At 67.7% G+C, this 16365-nt stretch carries 11 protein-coding genes; all 11 read left to right on the top strand.

Going from position 1 to position 16365, the window contains the following annotated elements:
- The first annotated feature begins 13 nt into the window (after positions 1–13).
- Positions 14–988 carry an AAA family ATPase gene (locus B9Y86_RS15065; RefSeq protein WP_085487536.1) on the top strand — a complete coding sequence of 325 codons (975 nt, stop codon included), beginning with the start codon at positions 14–16 and terminating at the stop codon, positions 986–988.
- On the top strand, positions 985–2301 hold the full coding sequence (locus B9Y86_RS15060; protein WP_244894784.1) for a DUF58 domain-containing protein: 1317 nt from the start codon (positions 985–987) through the stop codon (positions 2299–2301). The genes B9Y86_RS15065 and B9Y86_RS15060 overlap by 4 nt, the downstream gene beginning before the upstream one ends.
- Positions 2301–4661, top strand: coding sequence for a transglutaminase TgpA family protein (locus tag B9Y86_RS15055; RefSeq protein WP_085487534.1), 2361 nt, complete (start codon positions 2301–2303; stop codon positions 4659–4661). Before B9Y86_RS15060 ends, B9Y86_RS15055 begins: the two co-directional genes overlap by 1 nt.
- Positions 4658–6136, top strand: coding sequence for an RDD family protein (locus tag B9Y86_RS15050; protein ID WP_176223379.1), 1479 nt, complete (start codon positions 4658–4660; stop codon positions 6134–6136). Before B9Y86_RS15055 ends, B9Y86_RS15050 begins: the two co-directional genes overlap by 4 nt.
- Positions 6133–6957, top strand: coding sequence for a PP2C family protein-serine/threonine phosphatase (locus B9Y86_RS15045; protein ID WP_139824932.1), 825 nt, complete (start codon positions 6133–6135; stop codon positions 6955–6957). The genes B9Y86_RS15050 and B9Y86_RS15045 overlap by 4 nt, the downstream gene beginning before the upstream one ends.
- Positions 6954–8444: an FHA domain-containing protein gene (locus tag B9Y86_RS15040; protein WP_085487530.1), complete on the top strand. Its 1491-nt coding sequence runs from the start codon at positions 6954–6956 to the stop codon at positions 8442–8444. Before B9Y86_RS15045 ends, B9Y86_RS15040 begins: the two co-directional genes overlap by 4 nt.
- Entirely contained in the window at positions 8441–10081 is a 1641-nt protein-coding gene (locus tag B9Y86_RS15035) for a serine/threonine-protein kinase (protein ID WP_085487528.1), read from the top strand. Before B9Y86_RS15040 ends, B9Y86_RS15035 begins: the two co-directional genes overlap by 4 nt.
- Positions 10081–10848, top strand: coding sequence for an FHA domain-containing protein (locus B9Y86_RS15030; protein ID WP_085487624.1), 768 nt, complete (start codon positions 10081–10083; stop codon positions 10846–10848). Before B9Y86_RS15035 ends, B9Y86_RS15030 begins: the two co-directional genes overlap by 1 nt.
- Positions 10849–10851: 3 nt before the next feature.
- Positions 10852–15309 carry a type VII secretion EssC family protein gene (locus B9Y86_RS15025; protein ID WP_085487526.1) on the top strand — a complete coding sequence of 1486 codons (4458 nt, stop codon included), beginning with the start codon at positions 10852–10854 and terminating at the stop codon, positions 15307–15309.
- 174 nt (positions 15310–15483) lie between these two features.
- On the top strand, positions 15484–15750 hold the full coding sequence (locus tag B9Y86_RS15020) for a WXG100 family type VII secretion target (protein WP_044441009.1): 267 nt from the start codon (positions 15484–15486) through the stop codon (positions 15748–15750).
- A 93-nt stretch (positions 15751–15843) separates the two neighbouring features.
- Complete coding sequence (locus tag B9Y86_RS15015; protein WP_085487524.1) at positions 15844–16317, top strand: LpqN/LpqT family lipoprotein; 474 nt, start codon at positions 15844–15846, stop codon at positions 16315–16317.
- Positions 16318–16365 lie beyond the last annotated feature (48 nt).

The following is a 16365-nucleotide window of genomic DNA, read 5'->3' as shown; positions in this document are numbered from 1 at the left end:
GAAAGACACCACGTTGACAATGACACCCGAGCAGGCGACCTGGTTCGCCGGCACCTTCGACCGCCTCGTCGCGAACGTGGGGATCGCCGTTCTCGGCAAGCCCCACGTGATCAGGCTCTCGATCATGGCGATGATCGCCGAGGGGCACGTGCTGCTCGAGGACGCCCCGGGAACGGGAAAGACCTCCCTCGCGAAGGCGATCGCGGCGACCGTGCAGGGAACGCACCAGCGCATCCAGTTCACGCCCGACCTGCTGCCCTCCGACGTCACTGGTGTCACCATCTACGACCAGAAGACGGGCGCGTTCGAGTTCCACCGCGGGCCTGTCTTCGCAAGCATCGTGCTCGCCGACGAGATCAACCGCGCCAGCCCGAAGACGCAGTCGGCGCTCCTCGAGGTCATGGAGGAGTCGCGGGTGACCGTCGATGGACAAGTGCACGAGGTGGGCCGTCCCTTCCTCGTGATCGCCACGCAGAACCCCATCGAGCAGGCAGGAACATACAAGCTGCCCGAGGCGCAGCTCGACCGCTTCCTCATCAAGACATCCATCGGATACCCCGACCTGGCCAGTGCCGAGAAGATCCTCGCCGGCTCGGCGAACCGCAACCCCTCGTCGGCCCTCAGCGCCGTGATCACCACCTCGGCCGTCGCCGATATGGCCGATCTGGCGGCGACCGTGCACGTCGACAGCGCGATCCTGCGCTACACCGCTCAGCTGGCCGAAGAGACGCGCAATGCGCCCGAGAGCCGCGTTGGCGTCTCAGTTCGTGGAGCCATGGCACTCGTCCGCGCCGCCAAGGTGTGGGCCGCGGCCCAGGGCCGGCACTTCGTTCTGCCCGACGACATCCGCGAGCTCGCCGGCCCCGTCTGGACGCACCGTTTCGTGCTCGACCCCGAGGCCGAGTTCCAGGGCACCACGGCTGAGAAAGTTCTCGCGCGCGTACTCAGCGACGTGGCGGCCCCGCAGGCGAGGCAACCCGCAGCATGACCGTGACCGGGGAGAAGAAGGCCTCCCCGATGGCATCGATCGGCCCTCGGCTGGCGAGCGCATCGGGCGCCGTCCGTTCGAGCGCGCCCGCACGCTGGGTCGTGGGCACCGGATGGCCGCGCACTCTCGACGGATTGCGTGCTGCCTGGCGCGTCATCGGCCCTGTGCTCACGACGGTGTCGGGCTTCGGCTGGGCCGTTCTCGCGTTCTCCCTCGTCTTTCTGTTCGTCGGGCTCGAGTTCGGCTGGCGCGAATTCCTGGTGATCGGCTGCGTCGGCTTGGCGGCGGTCGTGATCGCCATCGGCTTCGCCCTGGGTCGTTCGGCCTACGCCGTGCGGCTCGACCTCGCCACCGAGCGCGTCGTCGTGGGTGAACGCGCGGTCGGCCGCATCACGGTGTCGAACACCTCGCAGCGCACCCTGTTGCCCGCCCGCATCGAACTTCCCGTCGGCGCCTCTCTCGCCGGATTCCCCCTCCCCCGCCTGGCACCCGGCCAGGAGCACGACGACCTCTTCGGAATCCCCACCAATCGTCGCCAGGTCATCACCGTCGGACCCGTGCGCTCCGTGCGCGGCGACCCCCTCGGTCTCATGCGCCGCGAGCTGCGCTGGACCGATGCCGTCGACCTCTTCGTGCACCCTCGAACCGTGCGCCTCGAGGGCTCGGCCTCGGGCTTCATCAAAGACCTCGAAGGCCTCGCCAGCCGAGACCTGTCGAACAACGACGTGTCGTTCCACGCCCTGCGCGAGTACGTGCCGGGCGACGACCGCCGCTACATCCACTGGAAGACCACGGCACGTACCGGAACCCTGATGGTGCGCCAGTTCGAAGAGACGCGCCGATCGCACCTCGCTATCGCGCTGTCGACCAACACGGCCGACTACGGCAGCGACGACGAGTTCGAGCTGGCCGTGTCTGCGTGCGGCTCCCTCGGCATCCAGGCGCTCATGGAAGAGCGCGACGTGACCGTGATGGTGCAGGGAGCGACTCTGCACTCCGAGACCGGCCGACGCCTGCTCGACGACCTCTCGGCGATCGAAGAGGAAGAGAAGCGCGAGACGATCGTGCAGCTCTCGAAGGTGGCGGGCCAGACGGTTCCGGATGCCTCGGTGGCGGTTCTGCTCTTCGGCGGCCCGGTCACCCCCACCCAGCTTCAGGCCGCATCGGTGCACCTTCCCCTCGGCGTGCGCGTCGTGGGCGTGAGCTGCCAGCCCGGCACCGAGCCGATGAGAAGGCAGATCGGCGATATGACCCTGCTCACGATCGGCGACCTCGGCCAGCTTCCGGCAGCCCTCAGACGGGTGAACAACTGATGACAGCGCAGACGCCCGCCCCCACTCGCCGAGGTCGCGCGGCCCAGCAGATCGGCCGCCGCTCGGCTCTCGACACCACCATCGATTGCGCTGCCATTGCGGCGCTCGTCGTGGTCGCGATTGTCGGTTTCGGCCCCACCTTCGGTGGAACCGGCTACCTCGTCGCCGGCTTTGGCGCCCTCGTGCTGGGCCTCGCGATCGCTCTCGTCGGCGCCCGACTGCGCGCGAACATCCTGGTTCTGGCGGCCGCCACGCTGCTGGTCTACATGATCTTCGGTGGCCCGCTCGCGGTGCCCACGACAACGCTCTTCGGAGTCGTTCCCAGCCTCGAGACGATCCGCGCTCTGGTTCTCGGCGTGGTCTTCTCGTGGAAAGACGTGTTGACCCTCGAGACGCCTGTGGGGGCCTTCGCCTCGGTACTCATCGTTCCCTACCTCGCCACGCTCGTCGCATCCGTTCTCGCCTTCAGCTTCGCTCTGCGCCTGCGCCGCGCCGCTTGGGCGCTGCTGCCCGCCGGTGCGCTCTTCGTGGTGGCCATCGCCTTCGGCACACGCGACGCGGCCGCGCCGATCGTGCAGGGACTCGTCTTCGCGGGCATCGCGTTGGCCTGGTGGGCGTGGCGTCGCAGCCAGGATCGTGCCCGCCGCATCGCCGCGACCACGCTCGACAGTTCCGCGGGGGCGCAGGCTCCGGATGCGGGCCTCGCCCGCACGCGGCTGGCGCTCGGCGCCGGGCTGCTCGTCGTCGCCCTGGGAGCCGGGCTGGCGACCGGCGGACTCCTCGCCCCGGTCAGCGCTCGCGAGGTGCTGCGCGACGCGATCGTGCCCCCGCTCGACCTGCACGACTACGCCAGCCCTCTCGTGGGGTTCCGCAAGTACGTGCGCGACGAGAAAGACGACGTGCTCTTCACCGTCAAGGGCCTCCCCGACGGCGCGCGAGTGCGACTCGCGACGCTGGATGCCTACGACGGCGTCGTCTATAACGTCGCAGGTGACGGAACGGCCGGTTCGGGCACCTTCACGCGCGTCAGCGGCGATATTCCGAACGATGTGAAAGGCGACAAGGCGACCCTCGATGTGACCATCGGCGATCTGACCGGAGTGTGGATCCCCGATGCCGGCTACCTCGATTCGTTCCATTTCACGGGCGATCGGGCCGACGAACTCGCGAACTCGCTGCACTACAACCGCACCACCGGAGTGGCGATCTCGACGGTCGGGCTGGCCAAGGGCGACAGCTATTCGATGGATGTCGTGATTCCGAAGGTGCTCACCGAGGAACAGCTCGAGAGTCATGGCCTGCAGTCGTTGTCGATGCCGAAGTCCTCGGGAGTTCCCGACGATGTTCCCTCGCTCGCCACGCAGTACATCGGCGACGCGGACCGGCCGCTCACTCAGGTGCGCAATCTGGCGACCTCGCTGAGCCAGGAGGGCTTCTTCAGTCACGGGCTCGAGGGCGAGGCCACGTCGCGGGCCGGCCACGGAGCGGAACGGATCTCTGCGTTGCTCGACGCGAAACAGATGATCGGCGACGATGAGCAGTACGCGGTCGCCATGGCCTTGATGGCGCGCTCGGCCGGTATGCCGGCTCGTGTCGTGATGGGGTTCTACCCCGACAAGTACGCCGGGGCGAGCGCTGAACAGCAGATCACCGGAGACCAGCTGCACGCCTGGGTCGAGGTCGCCTTCGACGACGCCGGCTGGGTGGCCTTCGACCCGACTCCCCCGAAAGACCAGGTTCCTCAAGAAGAGGCGCCGAAGCCGAAGTCCGACCCCAAGGCCCAGGTTCTCCAGCCGCCGCCCCCGCCGCAGGAGCCGGCCGACCTTCCGCCGGACCTCCGCACCGACGACACCAATCAAGACGACGAGAACGACGCGAACCCGATCTTCGTGACCGTGCTGATCGCATCCGGAAGCCTTCTCGCGCTGATCGTTGTGCTGTTGACGCCCGTGGTGGTGATCGGCGCGTTGAAGACCCGCCGTCGCAAGGCGCGCCAGAATGCGGATCGACCGGCCGACAGACTGAGCGGCGGCTGGGATGAGATCGTCGACCGAGCCGACGACCTCGGCACCGCCGTGGGCCGTGGTGTGACGCGTCGTGCCGACGCTGCGGTCATCGCCGAGGCGTGGCCCGACCTACCCGTGGGCGCGGTCGCGGTGCGCGCTGATCACGGCGTCTTCGGGCCGGGAGAGCCGTCTGCCGATGAGGTTGATGCCTTCTGGGCCGAGGTGGACGATATCGTCAGGGGAATGCAGGATTCGCGCGGATGGTGGAAACGCCTGCAGGCGCGGTTATCGCTGCGTGCGTACATCGGCAGGCGCCTGGAGAGTCGGAGCAGACGAAGGAGGGCACGGTCGTGACCAACCCCGTGCAACAGCAGGCCGCAGGGCAGTCGATGCCGTGCGTGCGCTGCGGATCGCCCGTTCCCCGAAGCTCGCAATTCTGCCTCGCGTGCGGAACTCCGACGTCGACGCGCAGCCAGGCAGTGGCCTTCGGCGGTCCGGAGGTGCCCGTGCAAGCAGCATGGCAGCCCACGCCGGTGAACGCGCCGATTCTGCTCTCGAGCATCGTGCCTGCCAACTATGGTCGCCGGGTTGTGTCCTTTCTCATCGATGGTGCTTTCAGCGGGGTGCTCACGTCGATCATCGCGCTGCCGATTCTGTGGATCGTGGCATCCTCCGTCGCCCCCGGCAGCACACTCGAACTCGCCGGGCTGCCGTCTGCCCTGATCACTCTCGCGAGCGGGCTCTACCCGCTGGCCATGCTCGTGTTGCAGGCTTTCACCGGCTTCTCGCTCGGCATGCGCATCATGGGTCTGCGCATCGTCAAGGTCGAGGCGCTGATTCGGCCGGGGCTCGGCCGGATGCTGTTGCGTGGCGTGATCGTCGGAGCCTCGAACATCGTGGTCGGGGTCGGACCGCTGCTCGTCTATCTGTCGCCGCTCTGGGACCCGACGAAGCGTCTGCGCGGCTGGCACGACCGCATGTCGGGAACGTGGGTCATCGACGTGAAGAAGGGTCCGAACCCGCTCGCGCCGAATGCCGGCGAGATCATCGACGACGTGCCGACGGTGCAGAAGTCGCGGCGGCCCTCGGCAGCGCCTGGCGCACCAGTCTCTCCCGCGCCCGTGCCTCAAGCGCCGGTCGTCGAGCCCATCGCCACCGCGCCGGATGCGTATTCGTATGCGCCGCCGAGCGTTCCAGCGGCTCCATCGCCCGCAGCGCAGACACCCGCCGCTCCCTTCGCCACGCCCGCTCCTTCATTCGCCGCGCCCGTCAATCCCGACGTTCCGTCGTATCCGTTCGCATCGGCATCCGTCGCGCCCGAGGCGCCCCCTGCAGTCGCGGCGCCTTCGGCCGCACCGGCCGTACCGGCCGTGCCCGCCGCGCCGGCCGCGCCGATCGAGGCGATTCCGAGCTTCGATCCCCTGCCTCCCTTCGGTGGCGAAGACCTCGATGGCACCAAGCTCAGCAACTCGCTGCCCGCTCAGGCTCTGCCGAGCGGAACCGTGACGCTGCTCTTCGACACCGGTGAGAGCTACGTGATTGCCGGACACGGAGTACTCGGGCGCGACCCCGTATCGCCATACGGCGCACCGGAGGACCAGCTGGTCGAGGTCGCGGGCGACACTCGCTCGATCTCGAAGACGCACCTCGAATTCGAGGTTCAGGCCGGCAGCATCTGGGTCACCGACAGGCGCTCGACCAACGGCTCTGCAATCGTTCGCGCCGACGGCGTGGAGTCACCGATCACCCCCGGTCAGCGGATGACGCTTCGTAGTGGCGACCGCGTGCGCATCGGAACGCGTGTCTTCACCCTCACGGTGGCGCCGTGAGTCCGCCGCCTGCGATCGGCGTCTCCACGGTGGTACTGCGCTCGGGCGCAGCCACGCACCGTGGTCTCAAGCGGGCGACGAACGAAGACGCATATCTGGCGTCGTCGCCGGTCTTTCTGGTGGCTGATGGCATGGGTGGGCACGAGGCAGGCGAACGAGCGAGCGCGATCGTGGTCGAGTCGTTCGACGGCCTGACAGGTCGTCCGACGGTCGAGCCCACCGACGTACGCGCTGCCTTCGACCGCGCGTACCGCTCGATAGCCGAGCTCAGCACGAGCGGCCGTCGCAGGGCGGGCACCACGGTATCGGGCGTGGCGGTCGTCGACAGCGAGGGAACGGCCGTGTGGTTGATCTTCAACCTCGGGGACTCGCGCACGTACCGGCTCAACTCGGGGGTGCTCGAGCAGATCAGCATCGACCACTCGGTCGTTCAGGAACTGCTCGACGGCGGCGGCATAGATGCGGCCGAGGCTCTGGTGCATCCGGCCCGCAATGTGATTACTCGCGCACTCGGCGCCGGCGGCGACTATCGCCCTGATTTCTGGCTTGTTCCTGTCGAGCCGGGCGATCGCATGTTCATGTGCTCCGACGGTATCTCGGGCGAAATCGACACGGAGTCGATCGCACGAATACTCTCGAGTGAGAAAGATCCTCAGGTGGCGGCCGACAGGCTGGTGCGTGAGGGCATGGCCAGGGGAGGCCACGACAACCTCACGGCGGTCGTGGTCGACGCGTCGCTTGCCCAGGCGACACTCGAACCGGCCCTGCCCGACGACACGATCCCCCGCGGATCCGCCCCGACCGAAGGAGCCGCGCGATGACTCGACTCAACTACCAGCCCGGGCAGTGGCGCGGAGTCGTCGCGCCCGGTGCAGTGGCCTTGTTTCCCACCACTCTCGACGGCGAGCTGCTCGAGCGTATTTGGCGAACCCTCGACGACGGTCACGGTCTGAGTGGTGTCCTCGAGGCGCTCACGGCAGAATTCGGAACGAACCTCAAGGCGATTCCGCCCTTTGCTGTGGCCGTCGCCTCCGGACCCGAGCTGCGCGTCGCTGTGCGTGGTGCGTTCCGCATCGAGGTGTCGGAGCCCGGCGCATCCTCTCCTGTTATCGTGGCGGGCGACGAGGTCACCACCTGGAACGAGCGCGTCGTAGCCCGCGCCGAGGGCTTCGTGGTGAGCAGCGATGGTGCCGACTCGTCGGACTGGTTCGCTATTCGCAGCGGAATCGTGCTGTGTCGTGCGGTGTCGTTCACTATGAACGGACAGTCGTCGGGAGCGGCCGCGTCTGTCGTCGCGGTGGATGCGGCGCCCGTCCCGACCCCCGTGCCCGTCCCGACCCCCGTGCCCGTCCCGACCCCTGTGTCTGCTCCGACGCCTGAGCCCGTGCCCGTCGAGGAGTCTCCTCCGGTACCCGTTCAGCAATCGGCACCAGAGCCTGATCCCGTTGTCGTCTCTGATCTAGACGATCCCGATGACACGGTCGACGACGTCGAGCCGATCGAGGCGGAAGACTTCGGCCCCACCGTCACCGAGCTTCCGGACGACGCCTACGATCACCTCTGGGGTGCGACCGTCGTCAAGTCGGTCGAGGAGGCCGCAGTGCGCCTCGATGACGAGGAGTCCTCAGAGGAGGAGAGTTCGTCTGCCGCAGCAGCCGCACCCGCCGCGGCGGCTACGGCGGCTCCCGCTCCTGCGGCTCCTGCGGTCGAATCCTTCACTCCCCCGACGGCTTCGAGACCCTCTTCGAAGGAGTGGACCGCTCCGCCCCCCACGGGTCTCATCGATCGGGTGCCGGGATTCGCCGGAGTCGGAGCAGCGGCCACGAACTGGAATGACCAAGCCACTCCTGCCGTTCCGTCGGCCTCGGCGTCGGACGAGAGCGATCACGACGGCCTCACGGTGACGGTCTCCGAGCTCGAGGCGATGCGCCGCCTCGAGTCGGCCGACGACGCAGCGACGACCGGGGGCCCCGGGCGCATCGTGCTCGCCACCGGAGACGTGGTCTCGCTCGACCGCCCGGTTATCGTGGGTCGCCGCCCGAGGGCGCAGCGCGTGCAGGGCGATGTGCTGCCTCACCTGGTCACGGTTCCGAGCCCTGAACAAGACGTGTCGCGCAGTCACCTGGAGGTGCGCGTCGAGGGACGACACGTTCTCGTGGTCGACCTCGACACCACCAACGGCTCGGTGCTGCACCGAGCGGGCACCCCACCCCTGCGGCTGTCGCCCGGAGAGGCCGTGCTCGTTCTGAACGGTGACATCGTCGACATCGGCGACGGCGTCACCCTGCTCTTCGAGGATCTTCCGTGAACGCGCGCCGGCCGCCGTCGCCGCCACCCGAGATCCCGGGTTTCACGCACGAACAGCTGCTCGGTTCCGGCGGGTTCGCCGACGTCTTTCTTTATGAGCAGCGGATGCCGCGGCGGCGCGTTGCCATCAAGGTCCTGCTCAGCGAGGCGCTCACCGCCGGAGCGCGCGAGAACTTCGACGCCGAGGCGAACCTCATGGCGCAGCTCTCGACGCACCCCTCGATCGTCACCATCTATCAGGCCGATATCGCGGCCGACGGTCGACCGTATCTGGTCATGGAGTACTGCTCCAGGCCGAATCTGGCCGCCCGCTACCGGCGCGAGAAGATCAGCGTGGCCGAGGCGCTGCGCATAGGCATCCAGGTGGCCGGCGCGGTGGAGACCGCGCATCGCGCCGGAATTCTGCACCGTGACATCAAGCCCGCGAATATTCTCACCACGGAATACAACCGCCCGGCTCTCACCGACTTCGGAATATCGGTGACGATGGTGGGCGGCGGAGACGACGCGGCCGTCGGCATGTCGATCCCGTGGTCGCCCCCGGAGGTGTTCGGGCAGAATTCTTCGAGTGGCCCCGGCGGCGACATCTATGCCCTCGGCGCCACGGTGTACACGCTTCTCGCAGGGCGGAGCCCCTTCGAGGTCGTCGGCGGAAGCAACGGCGGCCTCGACCTCATTACGCGCATCCAACAATCGCCTCTATCGCGCACGGGCCGCGCCGATGTGCCCGACTCTCTCGAGCAGATCCTCGCCACTTCTATGGCGAAGCGTGAGGAGGACCGCTTCGGCTCAGCGCTCGAGTTCGCCCGGGCCCTGCAGAAGGTGCAGCTCGAACTGAGCCTCTCGGTGACTCCAGCCGACGTGCTTGACGACTCGCTTCCATCGGCCGCCGAAGAAGAGGAAGACGACGGCAACACGCGCATCCGGGGCATTGTCACAATCGACCCCACCGCGCCCGTGGCGGGAACGGCGAACCGACGCCCCACGTCATCGGCGGCCGCCCCGGTACCACCCGTGGGCATCCCGCCGGTGACCTTCAACCAGCCGAATCGCGCAGCCATGCCGGATGCCGTGGAGGCGACCCAGCGCCGCGGTCAGATTCCGACCGCGGCATACGTTCCATCATCCACTCCCGCGTCGTTCGGACTCACCGCGCCGGCGATCGAGCAGACCCAGCATCGTGCTCCTCAGCCCACCCAGCATGCCGAGGCGCCGCAGAGCAGGAGGTCGAAGAAGCTGCCCATTCTGATCGGCGCGATCTCGCTGGTCGTCCTGCTCGCTGTCGGCGGCACGATCTTCGCGATCAACGCCGCAGGAGGAAGCCCAGCGGCAGTGAAGACCGAAGACCCCGTCGACCCGGTCGACGTGATTCCCAGTGGAACCGTCGCGCCGCCCGTGGGCGTCGTAGGGGCCCCCGGTGAGGGCGGCGTCGTCTTCACCTGGACGAACCCCGAGCCTGAGAAGGGAGACGTGTACCAGTGGGGACTGCTCGTTCCCGGAACCGAACCCACCCTCGCATCGACCACGGATGCGACGGTGACGGTGGTGCCGGCGGAGGGGCAGAAGACCTGTATCGAAGTGAGTGTGCGTCGCAAAGACGGGCGCGCCTCTGAACCAACGACGGGATGCGCGCCCTGATGACCGACGTCACCACCACCGAGACGACCACGACAGACGCCAGTGTCGAGTACTGCGGCGAGTGGTTCACGCTCGACAGGAACAAACCCTTCGACATCGGCCGCGATGCCGACCTCGACATCGACGACAATCAGTATCTGCATCGCCGCTTTCTGCAGATCGCCTACATCGACGGACTCTGGTGGCTCATCAACGTGGGCTCCCGACTCTCGGCGTCGATCTCGGATGCGACGGGTTCGATGCAGGCCTGGCTCGCGCCGGGCGCGCGGTTGCCGGTCGTCTTCGGCCTGACCTCCGTGGTGTTCACCGCCGGGCCGACGACATACGAATTCGTGGTGCACACCTCGACCCCGGCCTTCGTCGACTCGAAGCCCGTATCGTCGAGCGACGGAACCACCACGGTCGGAGCGGTCACCTTCACCCGCTCGCAATGGCTGCTGATCCTCGCTCTCTCCGAGCCCATGCTCAAGCGTGAGGGAACGGGTACGAGCGAGATTCCGTCTTCGGCGGCGGCAGCCGAACGACTCGGCTGGGTCTTGAGCCGATTCAACCGCAAGCTCGACAACGTGTGCGACAAGCTGAGCCGCCAGGGCGTCGACGGCCTTCGCGGCGGCGTCGGGGCGCTCGCCACCAATCGGCGCGCGCGGTTGGTCGAGTACGCCGTGCTGTCTCGACTCGTCACCCCGGCAGATCTTCCCGCGCTCGACGACGACACGGCCGACACTCCCCAGGCTCCCGCCGCGACCCCATCGAAGGATGCCCGCTAGTCCATGCACATCAAACTCACGCTTTCCCGCGGCGGCGGAACCTCGACGAATGTCGCCGTCACGGCGGATGCGACCACATCGGTCTCGAACGTGGCCGAGGCTCTGTATACGGCCGATCCGAACAACGACGTTCAGGTCGCACCACCGCGGCTGACGCTGCAGGTGACCGAGACGTCGGGCCAGACCCGCGTGCTCGACCCCCAGTCGAACCTCCTCGATTCCGGAGTGCGCTCCGGCTCGACCATCGAGATCCGCCAGCACAGCGACGACTTCAACGCGCCGGGTTCCGACAGGGGCGCCGCCGCCGCGACCCTGCGGGTTCTCTCAGGCCCGGATGCCGGTGCCGAGTTCGCGCTGCCCTTCGGCACCAGCTACATCGGCCGTGAGCGCGGGGTGGATGTGCGACTCACCGACTCGCTCATCTCCAAACGGCACGCCCGCATCAACGTGGGCGAGACCGTCGAGATCACCGACATGAACTCGGCGAACGGCTTGCTGATGGGTGGAGAGCAGGTCGCGCGCACCGTGCTCAGCTCGGCCGACGTCGTCGTCTTGGGCGACACCGCACTCTGCGTCGTTCCGCTGCAGCGCCTCGGAGGGGCAGCTCCTTCGACGCCGGTGATCGAGTTCAACCGCTCTCCCCGCGTGGTCGCCCGTTACCCGGGTGACAAGTACCCGGCCCCCGAACCGCCCGGACGCCCGCAGCCGCAGCGCTTTCCGATCGTCGCCCTGGTCGCGCCGCTCATCATGGGCGTCGTTCTCTATGCCTTCACCCGCAACATCCTGAGCGTGGTCTTCATCGCCCTGAGCCCGCTGCTGATGATCGGTACCTACATCGATCACAAGCTCACCACGCGGCGCCAGATGAAAGACGCGATCAAGCAGTTCACCCTCTCGCTGAAGGCGTTCGTCGACAAGCTGCACGAGCGCCAGCGCTTGCAGCGCGCCGTTCGCCTGGGCGAGGCGCCGTCGGTCGGGGACAGCCTCGAGTCGGCTCACCGGCTTGGTCATCTGCTCTGGACACACCGGCCGGAGCACGGCGCCTTTCTCGCTGTGCGGCTGGGGCTCGGAACGGCGCACAGCCGCGACAGCGTCACCCTGCCGCAGGCCAATGACACCCTCCCCGAGTACTGGGGTCAACTCGAAGAGGTCGCCGAGAAGTTCTCGCTCATCGACAACGTGCCGATCGTCGCAGACCTGCGCGAATCGGGCGCCCTCGGTGTGGCCGGCAGCCTCGAGCTGCGCCGCGGTGTGACACGCGGCGTCGTCGCTCAGCTCACCGCACTGCACTCCCCCGCCGAGCTCGTGGTCTGCGCTCTCGTCTCACCGGCATCGCGCGAAACCTGGGAATGGCTCGAGTGGATGCCGCACACCGGTTCGCCGCACAGCCCGCTGGCCGGCGATCACCTCGCCGACAACCCCGGCTCCGGGCTCGCCCTGTTGTCTCGACTCGAAGAACTGGTCGCCCAGCGCACGACTGGGGCGCCCAGCGCTCGCGGAGCGCTCGAGAGCCCGGACCTGCGGCCGAAGAAAGACGACGAGTCCGACGTTCCGCTTCCCATCACCCCTGCCGTCATCGTGGTCATCGAAGACGACGTGCCCGTCGACCGGGGCCGACTGAACCGCCTCGCCGAGCGGGGCGCCGATGCCAACGTGCACATCGTGTGGTCCGCGCCATCCATCGCCCATCTGCCGGCCGCATGTCGCAGCTTCGTGAGCGTCGATTCGGACGCCGCCGGCGGCACGGTGGGCCAGGTTCGGCTCGGTGAGCACACCTACCCCGTCGTCTGCGAGACGGTCGAGCTCGACGCAGCCCACCGCTACGCCCGTCACCTGGCACCGGTCGTCGATGTCGGCTCGCCGATCGACGACGAATCCGACCTGCCGCGCTCGGTGTCGTACCTCTCACTCGTGGGCCCTGAGCTCGCCGAGCAGCCCGACGCCGTTGTGGAGCGTTGGCGAGAGAGCAACTCCATCGCTCTTCGCGACGGTTCGCCTCCCGTGCGCCGCAAGAAGGAGGGCTCACTTCGTGCCCTTGTCGGCCACAGCGGAACCGAGCCGTTCTATCTCGACATTCGCAACCAGGGCCCGCACGCCCTCGTCGGTGGAACGACCGGAGCCGGAAAGAGCGAGTTCCTGCAGTCGTGGGTGCTCGGAATGGCCGCGGCGCACTCCCCCGACCGCGCGACCTTCCTCTTCATCGACTACAAGGGAGGCGCCGCGTTCGCCGATTGCGTGGCACTGCCCCACACCGTCGGACTCGTCACCGACCTGTCGCCGCACCTCGTTCGCCGCGCCCTCACGTCGTTGCGAGCGGAGCTGCGCTACCGGGAGCACCTGCTCAACCGCAAGAAGGCGAAGGACCTGGTCTCGCTCGAGAAGACCGGCGACCCCGAGACTCCGCCCAGCCTGCTGATCGTGGTGGACGAGTTCGCCGCGCTGGTGCAGGAGGTGCCCGAGTTCGTCGATGGCGTCGTCGACGTCGCTCAGCGTGGTCGATCTCTCGGACTGCACCTGATTCTCGCTACCCAGCGCCCCGCCGGCGTCATCAAAGACAATCTGCGCGCCAATACGAACTTGCGCATCGCTTTGCGCATGGCCGATGCCGAAGACTCCTCCGACATCCTCGGAACTCCGATGGCCGCCTACTTCGATCAGTCGATTCCGGGGCGCGGAGCCGCGAAGACGGGTCCTGGCAGGCTCGCTTCCTTCCAGACCGGATACGCGGGCGGGTGGACGACGAATGAGCCTCCACGTCCACGCATCGACATCAGTGAGATGAACTTCGGCGCCGGAGCGGAATGGGAGGTGCCGGAGGTCGAAGTGGTCGAGGCGGCCGACCCCGGGCCGAACGATATCGCGCGACTGGTCGCATCCATTCGCACGGCGGCCCGCAGGGCCGACATCCCCGACCCGCGCAAGCCGTGGCTCGACGAACTCGCCGCTGTCTACGACTTCTCTCTGCTGCCCAACCCGCGCACCGACGAGCGGCTGCTGCTCGGCGTGATCGACGAGCCGGAGAATCAGATTCAGCCGACGGTGTTCTACGAGCCCGACCGCGACGGCAACATGGCCGTCTACGGAACGGGTGGCTCTGGCAAGAGCGCCACATTGCGCACGATCGCGGTCGCCGCGGCCATCACGCCCCGCGGCGGTCCGGTGCACGTCTACGGTCTCGACTTCGGATCGAGCGGGCTCAGCATGCTCGAGGAGCTGCCCCACGTGGGCGCGATCATCGACGGCGACGACGAGGAGCGGGTCATCCGCCTGCTTCGCATGCTGCGCGACACCGTCGACGACCGTTCCGTGCGGTACTCGGCCGTTCGGGCAGGCAGTATCGGCGAGTACCGGCGCATCGCCGGGGTTCCCGAGGAGCCCCGCATCATCGTCCTGGTCGACGGCATCGGTGCCTTCCGCGAGCAGTACGAGTTCGGCGGGCACTCCGCCTGGTTCACGACGTTCTCTCAGATCGCGAGCGACGGACGCCAGGTCGGTGTGCACATCGTTCTCTCGGGCGACCGTCCCAACTCGGTTCCGGCCTCACTCGGATCCACGGTGCAGCGCCGACTGGTGCTGCGCATGGCGAGCGAAGACGACTATCAGCTGGTGGGAGTGCCCAAAGACACCCTTACCGTGACCTCGCCTCCCGGCCGTGGCCTGATGGGCGGAAACGAGATCCAGATCGCCGTGCTCGGTGCCGACCCGAACGTGGCGATCCAGTCGCGCGAAGTATCCAAGCTCGCCGAGGCCATGCGCCGCCAGGGAATCCCCGAGGCCCCGCCCATTCAGAAGCTGTCCGACTCGATTGCGCTCTCGACCCTTCCCGCCACGGCGGGCGGGCTGCCGGTGATCGCCGTGCGCGACGACAACCTGGCCCCGCTCGGCATCGCGCCGCGCGGAGCGTTCATGGTGTCGGGCTCCGGACAGAGCGGCCGTTCTACGGCGCTCGCGACCATGGCTGCCGCACTGCGTCGGGCGCAGCCGGGCATCCGGCTCGTGCACATCTCGCCGCGCAAGACGTCGCTCACGCCCCTGCCGTTCTGGTCGATGTCGATCTCCGACCCGACCCAGGTCACCGCTTTCGCCGATGACCTGCAGAGCCAGCTCGACGCAGGAACCCTGCGGCCCGACTCGCTCGCGATCTTCGTGGAGAACATCGGAGACCTCACGGGGACGATGGCGGAGAACGATATCGACCGCCTGATCAAGCGGGCGCTGCGCGATGACGTGTTCGTGGTGGGCGAGAGCGAGACGGCCACCTGGTCGGCCGCGTGGACGCTGGCCGGCTCGTTCAAGGGCGCCAAACGCGGCCTGCTGCTGGTTCCGGGCGAACTGGATGGCGACACGCTGCTCGGCACATCGCTCGGCCGCTTCCGCCGCGCAGACCTGCCGCCGGGCCGCGGATTCCTGGTGCAGCAGGGCCGCATCACCAAGGTGCAGGTGGCGCTCCCCGATGCGTGAGATCCTGCGCTGATCGAGTAGCGAGGAACGAGCGTATCGAGATCATTCGCCGCATGGGGAGTTCTCCCCATCGACTCCACTAGCCGCATCGCCCTAGTCTGAACACGTGAGATCGACTCACAGGATGTAGCGAAACCGGAACCGCCGGCTCGCCAGGAAAATAAGGAGAAAACAATGGCCGTATGGGGTCTTGACGTTGACCAGGTTCGTAGCCTCGGAAAGCAGCTCAACCAGCAGTCGCAGCAGGTCCAGACGATCCTGACGACGCTCACCAGCGCACTGCAGAGCGTGCAGTGGACCGGTCCTGACGCGGAGAACTTCCGCAGCGAGTGGAGCGGAACTCACACCGCCGCCCTCAAGCAGGTCATCGCCGCACTCGAGGACGCTTCGCAGAAGGCAGCAAAGAACGCTGCCGACCAGGAGAGCACCTCGAACGCGTAGCACTCTTCTCCGGGTTCTCCGGAATCAGGCGGGCGTCGAGCATTCGACGCCCGCCTGTGGTGTTTCTCCCCTCATGAAAGGCTCCACGGCTCGATGTCGCGCACACTGACCTTCCCCAGTTCGGATGCCCCGGCACTTCCGATCGTGTCGATCGACGTGCCCGACGACTGGCACGTGCTGTCGACAACGGCCGCGCTGCTCGCCACAGCCAAAGAGGTCGAACAGGGCGAGTTCCGTCCCAACGTCGTCGTGGCCATCTCACGGTTCGGGCAGGGCTACACCCTCGACACCGCCATTCGTGCCGTGATCGAGAAGGTCTCGTCTATCGAGGGGGTGGCCGAGCTGGGCCGCGATCGCCCCGAGGTTCTCGGCCGCGCCGGGTTCCGCATTGAGTTCAGCTACCCCGATCGGCGCGCGGGCACGCTCATGCAGGCCGTTCGACTGGCCCTCGTCTCCAACGGCCCTGCACTCGATCTGGTGCAGGTGACGGCCACGGCCACGGCCACTCAGGCCAGGGAGATCTGGGCCGAGATCCGCTCGATTCAGGCCAGCGCCACGCTGTCCTGATCCGCTGTCACTGCGGCGTCACTCGCGGGTCACCGTCGTGTCATACCC

It is taken from the genome of Agreia pratensis (genome assembly GCF_900177685.1).
GTDB classification, from domain to species: Bacteria; Actinomycetota; Actinomycetes; order Actinomycetales; family Microbacteriaceae; genus Agreia; species Agreia pratensis.
The sequence above is the reverse complement of the archived record's forward strand: the minus strand, read 5'-3'. Positions and strand labels throughout refer to the sequence as shown.

What these genes read in the sequence shown, in the direction of transcription:
- B9Y86_RS15060 (WP_244894784.1), top strand. Translation starts at nt 985, where the DNA reads ATGACCGTGACCGGGGAGAAGAAGGCCTCCCCGATGGCATCGATCGGC.
- B9Y86_RS15055 (WP_085487534.1), top strand. Translation starts at nt 2,301, where the DNA reads ATGACAGCGCAGACGCCCGCCCCCACTCGCCGAGGTCGCGCGGCCCAG.
- B9Y86_RS15040 (WP_085487530.1), top strand. Translation starts at nt 6,954, where the DNA reads ATGACTCGACTCAACTACCAGCCCGGGCAGTGGCGCGGAGTCGTCGCG.
- B9Y86_RS15030 (WP_085487624.1), top strand. Translation starts at nt 10,081, where the DNA reads ATGACCGACGTCACCACCACCGAGACGACCACGACAGACGCCAGTGTC.
- B9Y86_RS15025 (WP_085487526.1), top strand. Translation starts at nt 10,852, where the DNA reads ATGCACATCAAACTCACGCTTTCCCGCGGCGGCGGAACCTCGACGAAT.
- B9Y86_RS15020 (WP_044441009.1), top strand. Translation starts at nt 15,484, where the DNA reads ATGGCCGTATGGGGTCTTGACGTTGACCAGGTTCGTAGCCTCGGAAAG.
- B9Y86_RS15015 (WP_085487524.1), top strand. Translation starts at nt 15,844, where the DNA reads ATGTCGCGCACACTGACCTTCCCCAGTTCGGATGCCCCGGCACTTCCG.